This is a genomic window from Pararhizobium sp., from assembly GCF_035497515.1.
Classification (GTDB): domain Bacteria; phylum Pseudomonadota; class Alphaproteobacteria; order Rhizobiales; family Rhizobiaceae; genus Pararhizobium.
On record NZ_DATJDJ010000011.1, the window covers coordinates 1 to 12,919 of the forward strand.

Annotated in this window: 14 protein-coding genes; 9 read left to right on the forward strand and 5 right to left on the reverse strand. The window is 61.4% G+C overall.

The window, feature by feature from the left end; all coding sequences use genetic code 11:
- The 3 genes from VL202_RS00760 to VL202_RS00770 all read left to right on the forward strand — a co-directional run.
- Positions 1-663 (forward strand): substrate binding domain-containing protein (locus VL202_RS00760; RefSeq protein WP_325462280.1); only part of this gene is annotated, 663 nt, incomplete at its 5' end.
- 70 nt (positions 664-733) lie between these two features.
- Complete coding sequence (locus VL202_RS00765; protein WP_325462281.1) at positions 734-988, forward strand: type II toxin-antitoxin system Phd/YefM family antitoxin; 255 nt, start codon at positions 734-736, stop codon at positions 986-988.
- A complete protein-coding gene (locus tag VL202_RS00770) occupies positions 988-1,416 on the forward strand; it encodes a type II toxin-antitoxin system VapC family toxin (RefSeq protein ID WP_325462282.1) in 429 nt (142 codons plus the stop codon). Before VL202_RS00765 ends, VL202_RS00770 begins: the two co-directional genes overlap by 1 nt.
- Before the next feature lie 5 nt (positions 1,417-1,421).
- Here the strand turns inward: VL202_RS00770 and xdhC are convergent, their stop codons facing one another.
- Genes xdhC through uraH form a run of 4 tightly spaced genes read right to left on the reverse strand, consistent with a single transcriptional unit; the run spans position 1,422 to position 6,458 of the window.
- Positions 1,422-2,267 carry a xanthine dehydrogenase accessory protein XdhC gene (gene xdhC, locus VL202_RS00775; protein WP_325462283.1) on the reverse strand — a complete coding sequence of 282 codons (846 nt, stop codon included), beginning with the start codon at positions 2,265-2,267 and terminating at the stop codon, positions 1,422-1,424.
- Between the two features lie 5 nt (positions 2,268-2,272).
- Positions 2,273-4,609 (reverse strand): xanthine dehydrogenase molybdopterin binding subunit, encoded by a 2,337-nt coding sequence (gene xdhB, locus VL202_RS00780; protein ID WP_325462284.1) that lies wholly within the window; start codon positions 4,607-4,609, stop codon positions 2,273-2,275.
- 10 nt (positions 4,610-4,619) lie between these two features.
- The gene (xdhA, locus tag VL202_RS00785; protein WP_325462285.1) at positions 4,620-6,095 is read right to left on the reverse strand and encodes a xanthine dehydrogenase small subunit; all 1,476 of its coding nucleotides are present in this window, start codon (positions 6,093-6,095) and stop codon (positions 4,620-4,622) included.
- Positions 6,096-6,098: 3 nt separating this feature from the next.
- Positions 6,099-6,458, reverse strand: a complete 360-nt coding sequence (gene uraH / locus VL202_RS00790) for a hydroxyisourate hydrolase (RefSeq protein ID WP_325462286.1) — start codon at positions 6,456-6,458, stop codon at positions 6,099-6,101.
- 165 nt (positions 6,459-6,623) lie between these two features.
- Here uraH and puuE point away from each other — a divergent pair, with 165 nt between their 5' ends.
- The 5 genes from puuE (at position 6,624) to VL202_RS00815 (ending at position 9,645) form a co-directional block, all read left to right on the forward strand.
- Positions 6,624-8,042 carry an allantoinase PuuE gene (puuE, locus tag VL202_RS00795; RefSeq protein WP_325462287.1) on the forward strand — a complete coding sequence of 473 codons (1,419 nt, stop codon included), beginning with the start codon at positions 6,624-6,626 and terminating at the stop codon, positions 8,040-8,042.
- Positions 8,043-8,052: 10 nt separating this feature from the next.
- Complete coding sequence (locus VL202_RS00800) at positions 8,053-8,538, forward strand: ureidoglycolate lyase (RefSeq protein ID WP_325462288.1); 486 nt, start codon at positions 8,053-8,055, stop codon at positions 8,536-8,538.
- 121 nt (positions 8,539-8,659) lie between these two features.
- Entirely contained in the window at positions 8,660-8,983 is a 324-nt protein-coding gene (locus VL202_RS00805) for a metalloregulator ArsR/SmtB family transcription factor (protein WP_325462289.1), read from the forward strand.
- On the forward strand, positions 8,980-9,411 hold the full coding sequence (locus VL202_RS00810) for an SRPBCC domain-containing protein (protein WP_325462290.1): 432 nt from the start codon (positions 8,980-8,982) through the stop codon (positions 9,409-9,411). The genes VL202_RS00805 and VL202_RS00810 overlap by 4 nt, the downstream gene beginning before the upstream one ends.
- Before the next feature lie 30 nt (positions 9,412-9,441).
- Positions 9,442-9,645 (forward strand): hypothetical protein, encoded by a 204-nt coding sequence (locus VL202_RS00815; RefSeq protein WP_325462291.1) that lies wholly within the window; start codon positions 9,442-9,444, stop codon positions 9,643-9,645.
- A gap of 96 nt (positions 9,646-9,741) precedes the next feature.
- Here VL202_RS00815 and VL202_RS00820 read toward each other — a convergent pair whose 3' ends face one another.
- Positions 9,742-11,034: an NCS2 family permease gene (locus VL202_RS00820; RefSeq protein WP_325462292.1), complete on the reverse strand. Its 1,293-nt coding sequence runs from the start codon at positions 11,032-11,034 to the stop codon at positions 9,742-9,744.
- A gap of 824 nt (positions 11,035-11,858) precedes the next feature.
- On the opposite strand from VL202_RS00820, the gene VL202_RS00825 reads away from it, so the two are divergent.
- The gene (locus VL202_RS00825; protein ID WP_325462293.1) at positions 11,859-12,881 is read left to right on the forward strand and encodes a LacI family DNA-binding transcriptional regulator; all 1,023 of its coding nucleotides are present in this window, start codon (positions 11,859-11,861) and stop codon (positions 12,879-12,881) included.
- The last annotated feature ends 38 nt before the right edge of the window (positions 12,882-12,919 follow it).

A 12,919-nucleotide genomic window follows, 5' to 3' on the forward strand; every position in this document is an offset into this window, starting at 1 on the left:
GATCTCTCGCACAATCCGAAGGGGTCGCTCCGGATCACCGCACCGCTCGGCATCGGCCGCCGTCTGATCGCGTCTGGCATTCCCGAATTTCACGACAAATATCCGGATATCGAGGTGCGCCTGCGCCTCTCCGACCACAATATCGATATATTGAGCGAGGGGGTGGATATCGCCTTCAAGCTCGGCGTGCTGGAGGATTCCAACCTGCGCATGCGTGGCATCCTCAACTGCCAGCGCGTCGTCTGCGCCGCCCCCCGCTATCTCGAAAAACGCGGCACGCCGGAAACACCGGACGCATTGATCGACGACAAACACGACTGCCTGCTTCTGCGCTATCCCGGCTCGAAGGAATATTACTGGACGTTGCAGACGCCGGGCGGTACCCGCAAGCTGGAAATCGGCGGTCCCTACGATTCCGACGATGGCGATGTCTTGACCCAATGGGCGCTCGAAGGCCGTGGCATCATCAACAAGCCGCTGTTCGAGGTGAAAAGCCACCTCAACGACGGCACCCTGGTTGAGATTCTCAAAGACACCCCGCCCGCCAGTGTCCAGCTCGCCGCGATCTATCCGCACAAGCGATTTCAGGACCCGAAGGTCAGATTGATGATCGACTTCATGGCTGAACGCTGTCAGCGGATGATTGGGAAAATGCTGGAGTGAAAACAGGCCAGATTGATTTCGCCACAGAAATTAGTATATTTTATTTTAAATATACTAGATGGAGACATCAATGACATATGCCCTGATGACCAGTGCCGATTTCAACCAGAACCCCAGCAAAGCAAAGAAAGCTGCGAACGAAGGCCCCCTTGTCATCACCGAACACGGTGAGGCGAGCTACGTGCTGGTCCGATACAGTGATTTCGAGAACAACTGGAAAAAGTCCAAAAGCCTCTATGACGCCTTGTGTCACAAGGCTTCCCGGTTCGATGATGATTTCGCACCGGAACGGGTAAGCTTTGAAGGCCGGGATATCGAATTCTGATGACCTTCCTGCTCGATACGGATGCGCTTTCCGCATCTCGCAGACCTCACCTTCAAGCAACCGAGTACCAGGATTTTCTCCACGCATTCAACATTGGTGCCGCCTATATTTCGACGGTCTCAATTATGGAAATCGAGTTCGGTATAGAACGTGAGCGGCGGCGTAGTCCTGAGTTCGCGGATGATTTGACGCTCTGGCTAACGACGGTCGTTCTGCCGGAGTTCGACGACAGGATTCTGTCATTCGACAGGCGCGCAGCTTTGATCGCCGGGCGGTTACCAACGCCGCATAAAAGGCCGAATGCCGATGCCATGATTGCGGCAACGGCTCTTGCGAACGATCTGGTCATCGTGACGCGTAATCTTTCCGACTTTCAGCCACTGGGCGTGACATGCCTCAATCCCTGGAACAGACGTGTGGGACCATAAGGCGTTCAGGCTTCAGCAGTGAACGCTCGCTGCCTTTTATGCACTCCCGACAACGCCGCAGTCATCACCTCCGCGGCCGCCAGCGCCGCGATCACTGCCGGCCGCTTGTCCTTCACGGCGGTGCCGCCGATCGGGCAGACCAGGCGGTCGAGAAGCTCCGGGCGGCCGACTTCGCGGGAGAGCCAGTTCTTGAAGGTAGCGCGTTTCGTCTTCGAGCCGATCATGCCGACATAAACGGCATCCTCCCGGCGCAGGGCCTCGGCGGTGATCAGGAAATCGAGCGCGTGGTCGTGGGTGAGAATGACGAAGGAACTGCCGGCGGGGGCATCGCGGACCAAGGCCTCCGGCATTGCCGTCAGGCAGGTCTCGATGCCGGGAGTGGTGGAGGCGGATAGCTCCTCCTCGCGGGTATCGACCAGTATGACACGCAACGGCACCAGCGAGAGCGCCATCGCCAACGCGTCGCCGACATGGCCGGCGCCGAAGACATAGACATGGGGACGCGATGCCATCTCGCGATCGCTGCGGGCGATCAGAAACATCGCCAGTTCAGCATGCATGGCCGTGAAGGACAGCCCGACACGGCCGCCACAGCACTGGCCGATCTCCGGGCCGAGCGGGACGGTCATGGCTTCCGCCGGCACGCCTTGTCGCAGGCTGCGGCGCGCATGGTCGATCGCCATATATTCCAGCTGGCCGCCGCCAACCGTGCCCAAGATGCCCTCGGCCGCCACCAGCATCCAGGCGTCGGTATCGCGCGGTGTCGAGCCGGCGGCGCCCGTCACCTCGACGAGCACACAGTCCGGTTCGCGGCGCAGAAAATCCCTGATGTCCTCGCGCCTGGCGGCCATGCCATTCACCCGTTTTTTGCTGCGCGGCGCAGTCGCTCGACGGCAAGCAAGACCCGCTCTGGTGTCGCCGGCGCATCGATGCGCGGTGCAACACGATAGCCTGCAACGCTCGCCGCCGCCATCGAGATTGCTTCGAGAACCGAAATCGGCAGCATGAAGGGCGGCTCACCCACGGCCTTGGAGCGACGGATCGTCTCCTCGCGGTTAACGGACCATTCGGCGAGCTTGACGTTGAAGATGCGCGGCCGGTCGGAGGCAAGCGGGATCTTGTAGGTCGAGGGTGCATGGGTGCGCAGCCGACCTTTAGCATCCCACCACAGCTCCTCCGTCGTCAGCCAGCCCATGCCCTGGACGAAGGCGCCCTCGACCTGGCCGATATCCAGCGCCGGGTTGAGCGACTTGCCGACATCGTGCAGCACGTCGGCGCGGTCGACCTGGTATTCGCCGGTCAGCGTGTCGATGCTGACCTCGGAACAGGAGGCGCCGTAGGCATAGTAGAAGAACGGCCGGCCCCGGCCCTCGGCGCGGTTCCAGTGGATCTTCGGCGTCTTGTAGAAACCCGCCGCCGACAGCTGGATGCGTGCTCCATAGGCGATCCTGATGAAGTCCGAAAAGGCGATGCGCTCAGTGCCGACGCGGATCGTGTTCGGCTCGAAGGCGACATCCTTCTCGCTGACGTTCCAGCGTTCGGCGGCAAATGTCACCAGCCGCGTCTTGATCTGCTGCGCGGCATTGGCGGCGGCCATGCCGTTGAGGTCGGAGCCGGAGGACGCGGCGGTCGCCGAGGTGTTCGGCACCTTGCCGGTCGTCGTCGCCGTCACCTTGATCCGGTCGAGATCGACCTGGAATTCGTCGGCCACCACCTGCGCGACCTTGGTATAGAGCCCCTGTCCCATTTCCGTGCCGCCGTGGTTCAGATGGATCGAGCCATCGGCATAGACATGCACAAGCGCGCCGGCCTGGTTGTATTCCGTCTTGGTGAAGGAAATGCCGAACTTGACCGGCGTCAGCGCGATGCCGCGCTTGATGATCTGGCTCTTGCGGTTAAAGGCCAGAACCTCTTTTCTACGTGCCGGATAGTCGCAGGAGGTTTCCAACTCCTCGATGATCCGGCCGATGATGTTGTCCTCGACGGTCTGGTGATAGGGCGTGAGGTTGCGCCCCTCGCCGCCGTAGAAGTTGAGCTTGCGGATTTCCAGTGGATCCTTGCCGAGCGCATAGGCGACGTCCTCGATCATCCGCTCGCCGCCGACCATGCCCTGCGGGCCACCGAAGCCGCGAAAGGCGGTATTGGACACGGTGTTGGTCTTCAGTGGTCGCGAGCGCAGGCGGACATGCGGATAGAAATAGCAATTGTCGGCGTGGAACAGTGCGCGGTCGGTCACCGGGCCGGACAGATCGGCCGAGAAGCCGCATCGAGCCGAGAAGGTCGCATCGACGGCCTCGATCCGGCCGTCATCGTCGAAGCCGACCTTGTAGCCGACATGGAAGTCGTGGCGCTTGCCGGTGGCGATCATGTCGTCGTCGCGGTCGGGGCGGATCTTGACCGCGCGGCGATACTTTCGGGCTGCGAGCGCTGCGACGGCGGCAAACAAGTTGGCCTGCGTCTCCTTGCCGCCGAAGGCTCCACCCATGCGTCGGACATTGATGGTTACGGCATTGGACGCGACGCCGAGTACCTGGCCGACCATATGCTGGGTCTCGCTCGGGTGCTGGGTCGAGGAGTAAAGCGTGATCTCGTCGTCTTCGCCGGGAATGGCGAAGGATATCTGACCTTCGAGATAGAAATGATCCTGCCCGCCAATACGCATCTCGCCTTCGAGGATGTTCTTCGCCTTGGCAAAGCCGACGGCGATATCGCCGCGCTCCAGCTTCAGCGGATCGATCACCAGCGGATAGTTGGCGGCGACCGCCTCCAGCACGTCGGTAACATGCGGCAGGTCGCGGTACTCAATCTTGACCCTGGTGGCGGCGCGGCGGGCCTCGTCGCGGGTTTCGGCGATGACGGCGAAGATCGGCTGGCCGTGGAATTCGACCTTGCCGGTCGCAAAGACCGGGTCGTCATGTTTGTGCGCCGGGCTGACATCGTTTTCGCCGGGAATATCGTCTGCCGTCAGGATACCGACGACACCTGCTGAGGATTTCACCGCCTCGAAATCGATCGACAGGATTTGCGCATGGGCGCGTTGCGACAGGCCGAGATAGGCGTGCAGGGTGCCGGCGGGCTCGGGGATATCATCGATATATTCGGCGGTCCCCGTCACATGCTTGTGGCCGGATTCGTGGCGCTCGTTCTCGTGGACGCCGCCGCGGATGCGGTCGATGGGCTGCATGACGTTCATGGTTTTCTCCTCACACAGCTTGGCTGCGGTCGAGCCGGACAGTCTCATCGCCCTGCGCTTCCAGATAGAATCGGCGCAGAAGGTTCTTTGCCACCAGCAACCGATAATCGGCGGATGCCCGCCAATCGGTCAGCGGCGTATAGTCCTTGACGAGTGCTTCCATCGCGATCTCGATCGTTGCCTCGGTCCAATCAGCACCGATCAACGCGGCCTCGGCATTGCCTGCCCGCTTCGGCGTTCCGGCCATGCCGCCATAGGCGATCACGGCGCCGGAGACCTTGCTGTTGCCATCGAAGGCCAGACGGAACGCACCGCAGACGGCGGAGATGTCCTCGTCCAGCCGCTTGGTGATCTTGTAGACCGCATAACGCGCATTCTCATCCAAGAACGGGATGCGCACGGCCTCGACGAATTCGCCGGGCTGGCGGTCCTGCTTGCCGTATTCGATGAAATAGCGTTCGAGCGGCACGGTGCGGCTGACCTTGCCCTTGCGCAGGATCACGGACGCGCCGAGCGCGATCAGAGCCGGTGGCGTGTCACCAATCGGCGAGCCGTTGGCGATGTTGCCGCCGATCGTGCCCATGTTGCGCACCTGCTGTCCGCCGATGCGGTTCCAGAGTTCGGTCAACTGCGGGAAATGTTCTGTAAGCAGCGGGAAGGATTCGGTGTAGCTGACGCCGGCGCCGAAGGTGATTCCGGTTTCATCGACTGCAATGCGGCGCAACTCGTCGAGATGGCTGAGATGCACGACCGGCGCGATATCGCGCATGAACTTCGTCACCCACAGGCCGACATCGGTGGAACCGGCGACGATCCGGGCCTTCGGCTCCGCCTCGTAGATCTCGGCGAGATCATCGACGGAGGCCGGCAGCAGGAAGCGCTCGGAACCCTCGCCGATCTCGACGCGCCTGCCGTCCTTCAGGCTCTTGAGTTTCTCGATCATCGTCGCACGCTCCGCGACCAGCGGATCGCGGTCGAGATCGCCGATGACCGATACGGCCTCGGCGGCGCGGATGATGGCGGCGTAACCAGTGCAGCGACAGAGATTGCCCTGCAGCGCCTTCTCGATCTCGGTGACCGAAGGCTTCGGATTTTCCATCCACAGGCCATAGAGCGACATGACAAAACCGGGCGTGCAGAAGCCGCATTGCGAGGCATGTGTATCGACCATGGCCTGCTGCACCGGATGCAGCGGACCGCCGGGCGAGGCGAGCGAATCCACCGTGACGATGTGGCAGCCATCGAGCGAACCGACGAAGCGGATGCAGGCGTTGACGCTTTCGTATTTCAGCCGGCCATCCAGCAGGCGTCCGACCAGCACGGTGCAGGCGCCGCAATCACCTTCTGCGCAACCTTCCTTTGTGCCGCGCAGATTGCGATCGATGCGCAGGAAGTCGAGCAAGGTCTGGACCGCCGAAACGGCCGAAAGCTCGACCAGGCGGTGATTGAGCAGGAAGCGGATGTAACTGCGTATCTGGACGGTCATGGCTCAGCTCCCGCGATAGGTGGAATAGCTGTACGGCGAAAGCAACAGCGGCACATGGTAATGCGCCGACACGTCTGCGATCCCGAAGCGGATGGGAATGACGTCGAGGAATGGCACCTCGCCGCCCTTCCGGCCGAGATAATCACCGGCATGGAAACGCAGCTCGTAGGCGCCGATGGTCATGGTCTCGCCGCTCAACAGCGGCGCATCGCAGCGGCCGTCATCATTGGTGCGGGTCGAGCCGATCTGTTCGAATTTATCGCCATCGACGCGGAGAAGATCGATGCGCAGGCCTTCGGCGGGCTTGCCGAGTGCCGTGTCGAGCACATGGGTCGTCAGCCGGCCGGCTGTTCCAGATTGCATGCGTTTCACCTCCTCGACACTGCATTCATTCGATCCACTATCCGTCACTCCACTTCCCTGCGGTAGCGGCCTGATCGTTCGAGACTTTCAAATTTTTGAGGGGGAATAGCGCGCGCGTTTTCTGTTTAGAAATCGGTCAATCACATATCTGGGAGGAGTGACTTCATGAGATATCCCCGCAATTTGCAGGGCTACGGCGCCGTGACGCCCGAGGCCACCTGGCCGGACGGTGCCCGTATCGCGGTGCAATTCGTGGTCAATTACGAGGAAGGCGGCGAGAACTGCGTGCTGCATGGCGACATCGCATCCGAAGCCTTCCTGTCGGAGATCGTCGGCGCCAGTGCATGGGCCGGCCAGCGCCACTGGAACATGGAATCGATCTACGAATACGGCGCTCGCGCCGGCTTCTGGCGGCTATGCCGGCTGCTGACTGAACGGGATGTTCCGGTCACCGTCTATGGTGTCGCCACCGCCTTGAAACGCTCCCCGGAACAGGTGGCGGCAATGCAGTCGGCAGGCTGGGAAATTGCGTCACACGGCCTGAAATGGGTCGAGCACAAGGACATGGACCCGGCCGAGGAGCGCAAGCAGATCGCCGAGGCCATCCGGCTGCACATGCTTGTCACCGGCGAGCGGCCGCGCGGCTGGTATACGGGGCGCTGTTCGGAAAACACCGTCGATCTGGTGACCGAGGATGGCGGTTTTGCTTACGTGTCCGACAGCTATGCCGACGACCTGCCCTATTGGCACGAGTACGGCGGCGGCCACCTTCTGGTCATTCCCTACACGCTCGATACCAACGACATGCGCTTTGCCACGCCGCAAGGCTTCAACAGCGGCGACCAGTTCTTCAACTACCTGAAGGACACGTTCGACGTGCTCTATGTCGAAGGGGCAGCCGGCGCGCCGAAAATGATGAATATCGGCCTGCATTGCCGGCTCGCCGGACGGCCGGGACGCGCCGCGGCACTTGCAAGATTCATCGATTATGTGAAGAGCCACGACAAGGTCTGGATCGCCCGCCGCATCGATGTTGCGGAGCATTGGGCAAAGGCATTTCCATTCCAGCCGAATGCAGATCGCCCTACGCGTCTTTCGGAAGAGGCTTTCATTGCCCGCTTTGGCGGTGTTTTCGAGCATTCAGACTGGATCGCCCGGCGTGCTTTTGCGGGCGAACTCGGCGCGGCCAACGATACGGCCATCGGCCTGCATGCGGCGCTGACATCGGTCTTTCGCGGTGCCACCGAAGCGGAGCAACTGGCGGTCCTCAACGCCCATCCGGATCTCGCCGGCAAACTGGCGCAGGCGAAGCGCTTGACCGAGAGTTCGACCAGCGAACAGGCCTCCGCCGGGCTCGATGCGCTGACGGATGCGGAGCGGGAGCAGTTCAACATTCTCAACGGCCGCTACGTCAAGACCTTCGGCTTCCCCTTCATCATCGCCGTGCGCGGCCTCGACAAGGACGATATTCTGGCAGCCTTCAAGCGACGGATCGGCAATGACTGGCAGACGGAATTCTCGACGGCCTGCCGCCAGGTCGAGCGGATCGCCCTGTTGCGCCTGACAGACATGCTGCCGAACTGAGAGGGCGACGATGAAGACGATCGATATCCAGCCGCTGACCCGCGAAGCCTTCGCACCGTTTGGCGAGGTGCTGGAAACCGAAGGTGCACCGAACTTTCCGATCAACGCCGGCAAATGTATGCGCTACCATGATCTTGCCAGGATCGAGACGACGGGCGAGAAGGCCCGGCCGATGATCAGCCTGCTGCGCGGCGAACCCTATCCGCTGCCCCTGGAACTCGGCATGGTCGAACGCCATCCGCTCGGCAGCCAGGCCTTCATTCCGCTGAGTCGGCACCCGTTCCTCGTCGTCGTTGCGGCGGAAACCCCCGATGGTCCCGGCGACCCGATCGCCTTCAGGACGGCACCCGGACAGGGCGTCAATATCGGTCGCAACATCTGGCACGGCATCCTGACGCCGCTCGACGGCATTTCCGATTTCGCCGTCATCGATCGCGGCGGCGAGGGCGTCAATCTGGAAGAGCATTTTTACGAGACGCCGTTTTTGATCGGGTAGGCTCCCGACCGCGAGGGCTGCCGGGCCCGTCGCGACGCCAAACTCTCCTTTCATCCTCCGTTGACAAACCCATAGCTGTTTGGCTATGTATCAATTCATAGTCAAATGGGTATGGATCGACATGACGACCACACGCGATGAGATTTTCAGATCGCTCGCCGATCCCACGCGACGGGCGATCTTCGAGCGGCTTTGCCGGGAAGGCGAGCGGACGGTGAGCGTCTTGACCGCCGGCGCCGGCGTCTCCCAGCCGGTTGTTTCCAAACATCTCGCTTCCCTGAAAAGAGCGGGTCTCGTGCGTGACCGTCATGAGGGTCGCCAGACGCATTACAGAGCGGACTATGCCGCGCTGGCCCCTCTCGCCGACTGGACACAGGAAATGACGAGCTTCTGGGAGAAGAAGTTCGATGCCCTCGAAAATTTGCTGAACAGGATGGACCAATGACCGGCATATTGACCGAAACCCGCACCGTGACCGTTGAGCGCGAACTGGCGCATCCGCCGGAAAAGCTCTGGCGTGCCCTGACTCAGCCGCATTTGATCGCGGAATGGCTAATGAACAACGATTTTGCCCCTGTCGTCGGGCACAGGTTCAGCCTGCGGGGCGAATGGGGCGGCGTACTGGACTGTGAAGTGCTGGTCGTGGAGCCGAGCAAGCGGCTGTCCTACACCTGGAACCACGTCCACGAGGACAGGGCCTATAATCTCACAAGCGTGGTGACGCTGACCCTGACGCCAACCGCCAAGGGCACGCATCTGCGCATGGAGCAGTCGGGGTTTCTGCCCGAGCAGAAGCAGGCCTTCCATGGCGCCCGGCATGGATGGCAGGGATTCCTGGCGAAGCTGGACACGCTTGTCGCGACACTTGATTGACCTCTATCGAACCATCTGGAGACCATAGTCATGAACTGGAACAAATCTCTGCGGCAGGTTCATCGCTGGATATCGATCATCTTCACTCTGACCGTCGCCGCCAATTTCGCCACTATGGCCTTTGGACAACCGCCCGCGTGGATCGTCTATTCGCCGCTCCTGCCGCTGTTCCTGCTGCTGTTCACCGGGCTTTACCTGTTTGCATTGCCCTACATGGCGAAGCGCGGCGGCTGAGAGTGCCGACCATTCACCTGCAAGAACGGGCCGGACCGCAATCTGTGCGGCTCGGCCCGTTCTTGCAGGTGAATGGTCGGCAGATCATCCCTTCATTCACTCCGCAAAAAACGCGAAGCGGATAACAAACAGCACCGCGACGATCAGGGTTGCCGGGTGGATGGCCCGCCATTTGCCGGTAAAGGCCTTGAGGATCACATAGCTGATGAAGCCGAAGGCGAGGCCGTTGGCGATCGAGTAGGTGAAGGGCATGGCAAGTGCCGTGAGCGCTGCCGGGGCAGCCTCCGTCAGGTCTTCCCAGTCGACTTCCGTCAGTTCCCGCATCATCAGGCCGGCCACGTAGAGCAGCGCCGGGGCTGTCGCATAGGTGGGCACGGAGCCGGCAAGCGGCGAGATGAACAGCGAGGCGAGGAAGAGGATGGCGATGACAAGCGCCGTCAGGCCCGTGCGGCCGCCGGCCTGCACCCCGGACGCGCTTTCCACATAGGCGGTGGTGCTGCTGGTGCCCATCAGCGAACCGGCGACGATTGCCGTGCTGTCGGCGAGAAGCGCGCGGCCGAGACGGCTCGGCTTGCCTTCCTGGATCAGGTTCGCCCGCTTGGCGACGCCGATCAGCGTGCCGGTGGCGTCGAACACCTCGACCAGAACGAAGACCAGGATGACATGGATGAGACCCCCATGCAGGGCGCCGACGATGTCGAGTTGCAGGAAGGTCGGTGCCATGCTCGGCGGCATTGAGACGATGCCCTGGAACTGGCTGACGCCGGTGATCCAGGACAGGACGGTGACGGCCAGAATGCCAATCAGGATCGCACCACGCACCCGCAATGCATCGAGAACGGCGATGACGAAAAAGCCGAAGATCGCCAGGAGCGGCCCGGTCTCCTTGAGGCTGCCGAGGCCGACGAGCGTTGCCGGATTGTCGACGACGATGCCGGCATTCTTCAGCGCGATAATGCCGAGGAAAAGGCCGATACCGGTGGCGATCGCGCTGCGCAGCGAATGCGGAATGCCCTGGATCAGCCAGCTGCGGATGCCCGTCACCGTCAGGAAAACGAAGATCAGGCCCGAGATGAAGACGGCGCCCAGCGCCTGCTGCCAGGTGAACCCCAGCGCCGCCACGACCGTGAAGGCAAAGAAGGCATTGAGCCCCATGCCCGGCGCCATGCCGATCGGCCAGTTGGCGACCAGCGCCATGACGATCGAGCCAAGCGCCGCGGCGAGACACGTTGCAACGAAGATCGCGTCGCGATCCATGCCGGTGGTCGACAGGATGTCCGGGTTGACGAAGATGATGTACGACATCGTCAGGAATGTCGTCAGGCCCGCGATCAGCTCGGTGCGGATCGTGGTGTTGTGCTCAGTCAGCTTGAAGAGCCGTTCAAACATAGTTCCTCCCTTGGCCAGGATCTCCGATCCCGGCAAACGCCATGGCCGCCCCGCCGTACTCCTCCGGTCGCGGCCTTCATTTACCGATTTTCAAGCCGTCTCGACTTGCCGGGGTCTCTGCCCGATCAGGAACCGGCTCCCATGGCGGGAGGCCGGACACACCTTATTTACGGTTTCATGATTGTGCGTTTTCGCGCCGCAGATCGCTAGCCGTCCATTTCGACGCCCGAAGCGAAAGACTTTCAAATTTTTCGGAGAATAATTTGTGAGCAATCTAGGCCGCGCCAAAGCAAAACAGTCGCTTGCATTTGCCGGTTTGATGCCGAGAGCTTTCCGAAACGGAGCCATCCGCCATTTACCTGGCTGCCGTCTTGTGAGCATTCGCAGCAAAGCCAAGGCGACCCGAAAAGGTCCCGGAATCGAAAAAGCCTGCCGCGGGAGGAGGTGCGGCAGGCTTTCGAATAGAACCGAACGGCAACTGGGAGGAGGAGTGTTGCCATTCCGCAAGTGCCCTCTGGGAGGAGGAGCGAGGACACTTACAATATCGAAGCTCTGCGGGAGGAGGTGCATCGCTTCGATAATTTGACTATATATTGATTTCGCTTAAATCATAGGCAGAATTTTGCAATGCAGCCATGCGCTATGCGCGCAACAGATGGCTCGCCAGCCTCCGGTTTTCCTGCGTAACGTTCGTCACAGTCGCCTCCTTCTCCTTTTCTCCGAATCCAGACCTCGTTTTGCCGATATCAGAAATAATCATGAGAAAACGTTTTCCCAGTTGACAGTCTGCTTGGTAAAAGGTTTTCTCACAACAACAGGAGGACATGAGACTGGATACCGGGGGGAGCAAAAAGCGGATTACGATTCATGATGTTGCGGCTGCGGCAGGTGTGAGCATTTCGACGGCGTCCAAGGCGCTGAACAACACCGGGCGCATGGGAGACGAGACCCGTGAGCGGGTGAAACGCGTGGCGAGCGAGATCGGCTTCCGTCCGAACGCCCTTGCCCGGGGCCTGCTCAGCAAGCGCAGCTTCACGATCGGGCTGCTGACGAACGACACCTACGGCCGTTTCACCCTGCCGGTGATGGCTGGTGTCTCCGAGGCGCTGGTGGATCACGGTGTTTCGGTCTTTCTCTGTGCTATCGAGGATGATCCGGCGCTTGGGCAGGTCCATGTGGAAGCCATGCTCGACAAGCAGGTCGATGGCATCATCGCCAGCGGTAAGCGCCTGGACAGGCAACTGCCGGTCGATCTGTCAAACCTGCCGGTGCCGGTCGTCTACGCTTTCACGGAAGGCACGCCTGATAGCGTCACCTTCCGGTCGGACGATGCGCATGGAGCAACCCTTGCGATCGAGTGGCTGCAGTCGATTGGGCGGCGCCGGATCGTTCACGTCACCGGGCCGAAGGAATTCTTTTCGGTGCGGGAACGTGCCGATGCCTACAAGGCGGCGGCGGAAGGCGAGCAGGTTCTCTATGGCGTCTGGTCGGAAAGCTGGGGTCACGATGCGGTCCATCAGCTCTGGGACTGTGCGACGGAAAAGCCGGACGCCCTGTTCTGCGGCAATGACCAGATCGCCCGCGGTGCTGTCGATGCCCTGCGCGAGCGCGGTATCCGGGTGCCACAGGATGTGTCGGTTATCGGTTTCGACAATTGGGAGATCGTCGCGGCCCAGACGCGGCCGCCGCTGACGACGGTGGATATGGAACTGAAGGAACTCGGGCGGCAGGCGGGATTGACCGTGTTGGCGCTCGCAGAGGGGCGGCCCGTCGAGCCGGGAGTGAGGAAACTGCCATGCCGGCTGGTCGTCCGGCAGTCATGCGGGGGTAAAACCCCAAGGGAATGAACAAGGGCGCCGGAGGAGATGGCGTCAAATTGGGAGGA

What these genes read in the sequence shown, in the direction of transcription:
- VL202_RS00800 (WP_325462288.1), top strand. Translation starts at nt 8,053, where the DNA reads ATGAAGACGATCGATATCCAGCCGCTGACCCGCGAAGCCTTCGCACCG.
- VL202_RS00765 (WP_325462281.1), top strand. Translation starts at nt 734, where the DNA reads ATGACATATGCCCTGATGACCAGTGCCGATTTCAACCAGAACCCCAGC.
- uraH (WP_325462286.1), bottom strand. Translation starts at nt 6,458, where the DNA reads ATGCAATCTGGAACAGCCGGCCGGCTGACGACCCATGTGCTCGACACG.
- puuE (WP_325462287.1), top strand. Translation starts at nt 6,624, where the DNA reads ATGAGATATCCCCGCAATTTGCAGGGCTACGGCGCCGTGACGCCCGAG.
- xdhA (WP_325462285.1), bottom strand. Translation starts at nt 6,095, where the DNA reads ATGACCGTCCAGATACGCAGTTACATCCGCTTCCTGCTCAATCACCGC.
- xdhC (WP_325462283.1), bottom strand. Translation starts at nt 2,267, where the DNA reads ATGGCCGCCAGGCGCGAGGACATCAGGGATTTTCTGCGCCGCGAACCG.
- xdhB (WP_325462284.1), bottom strand. Translation starts at nt 4,609, where the DNA reads ATGAACGTCATGCAGCCCATCGACCGCATCCGCGGCGGCGTCCACGAG.
- VL202_RS00770 (WP_325462282.1), top strand. Translation starts at nt 988, where the DNA reads ATGACCTTCCTGCTCGATACGGATGCGCTTTCCGCATCTCGCAGACCT.
- VL202_RS00825 (WP_325462293.1), top strand. Translation starts at nt 11,859, where the DNA reads ATGAGACTGGATACCGGGGGGAGCAAAAAGCGGATTACGATTCATGAT.
- VL202_RS00810 (WP_325462290.1), top strand. Translation starts at nt 8,980, where the DNA reads ATGACCGGCATATTGACCGAAACCCGCACCGTGACCGTTGAGCGCGAA.
- VL202_RS00805 (WP_325462289.1), top strand. Translation starts at nt 8,660, where the DNA reads ATGACGACCACACGCGATGAGATTTTCAGATCGCTCGCCGATCCCACG.
- VL202_RS00815 (WP_325462291.1), top strand. Translation starts at nt 9,442, where the DNA reads ATGAACTGGAACAAATCTCTGCGGCAGGTTCATCGCTGGATATCGATC.
- VL202_RS00820 (WP_325462292.1), bottom strand. Translation starts at nt 11,034, where the DNA reads ATGTTTGAACGGCTCTTCAAGCTGACTGAGCACAACACCACGATCCGC.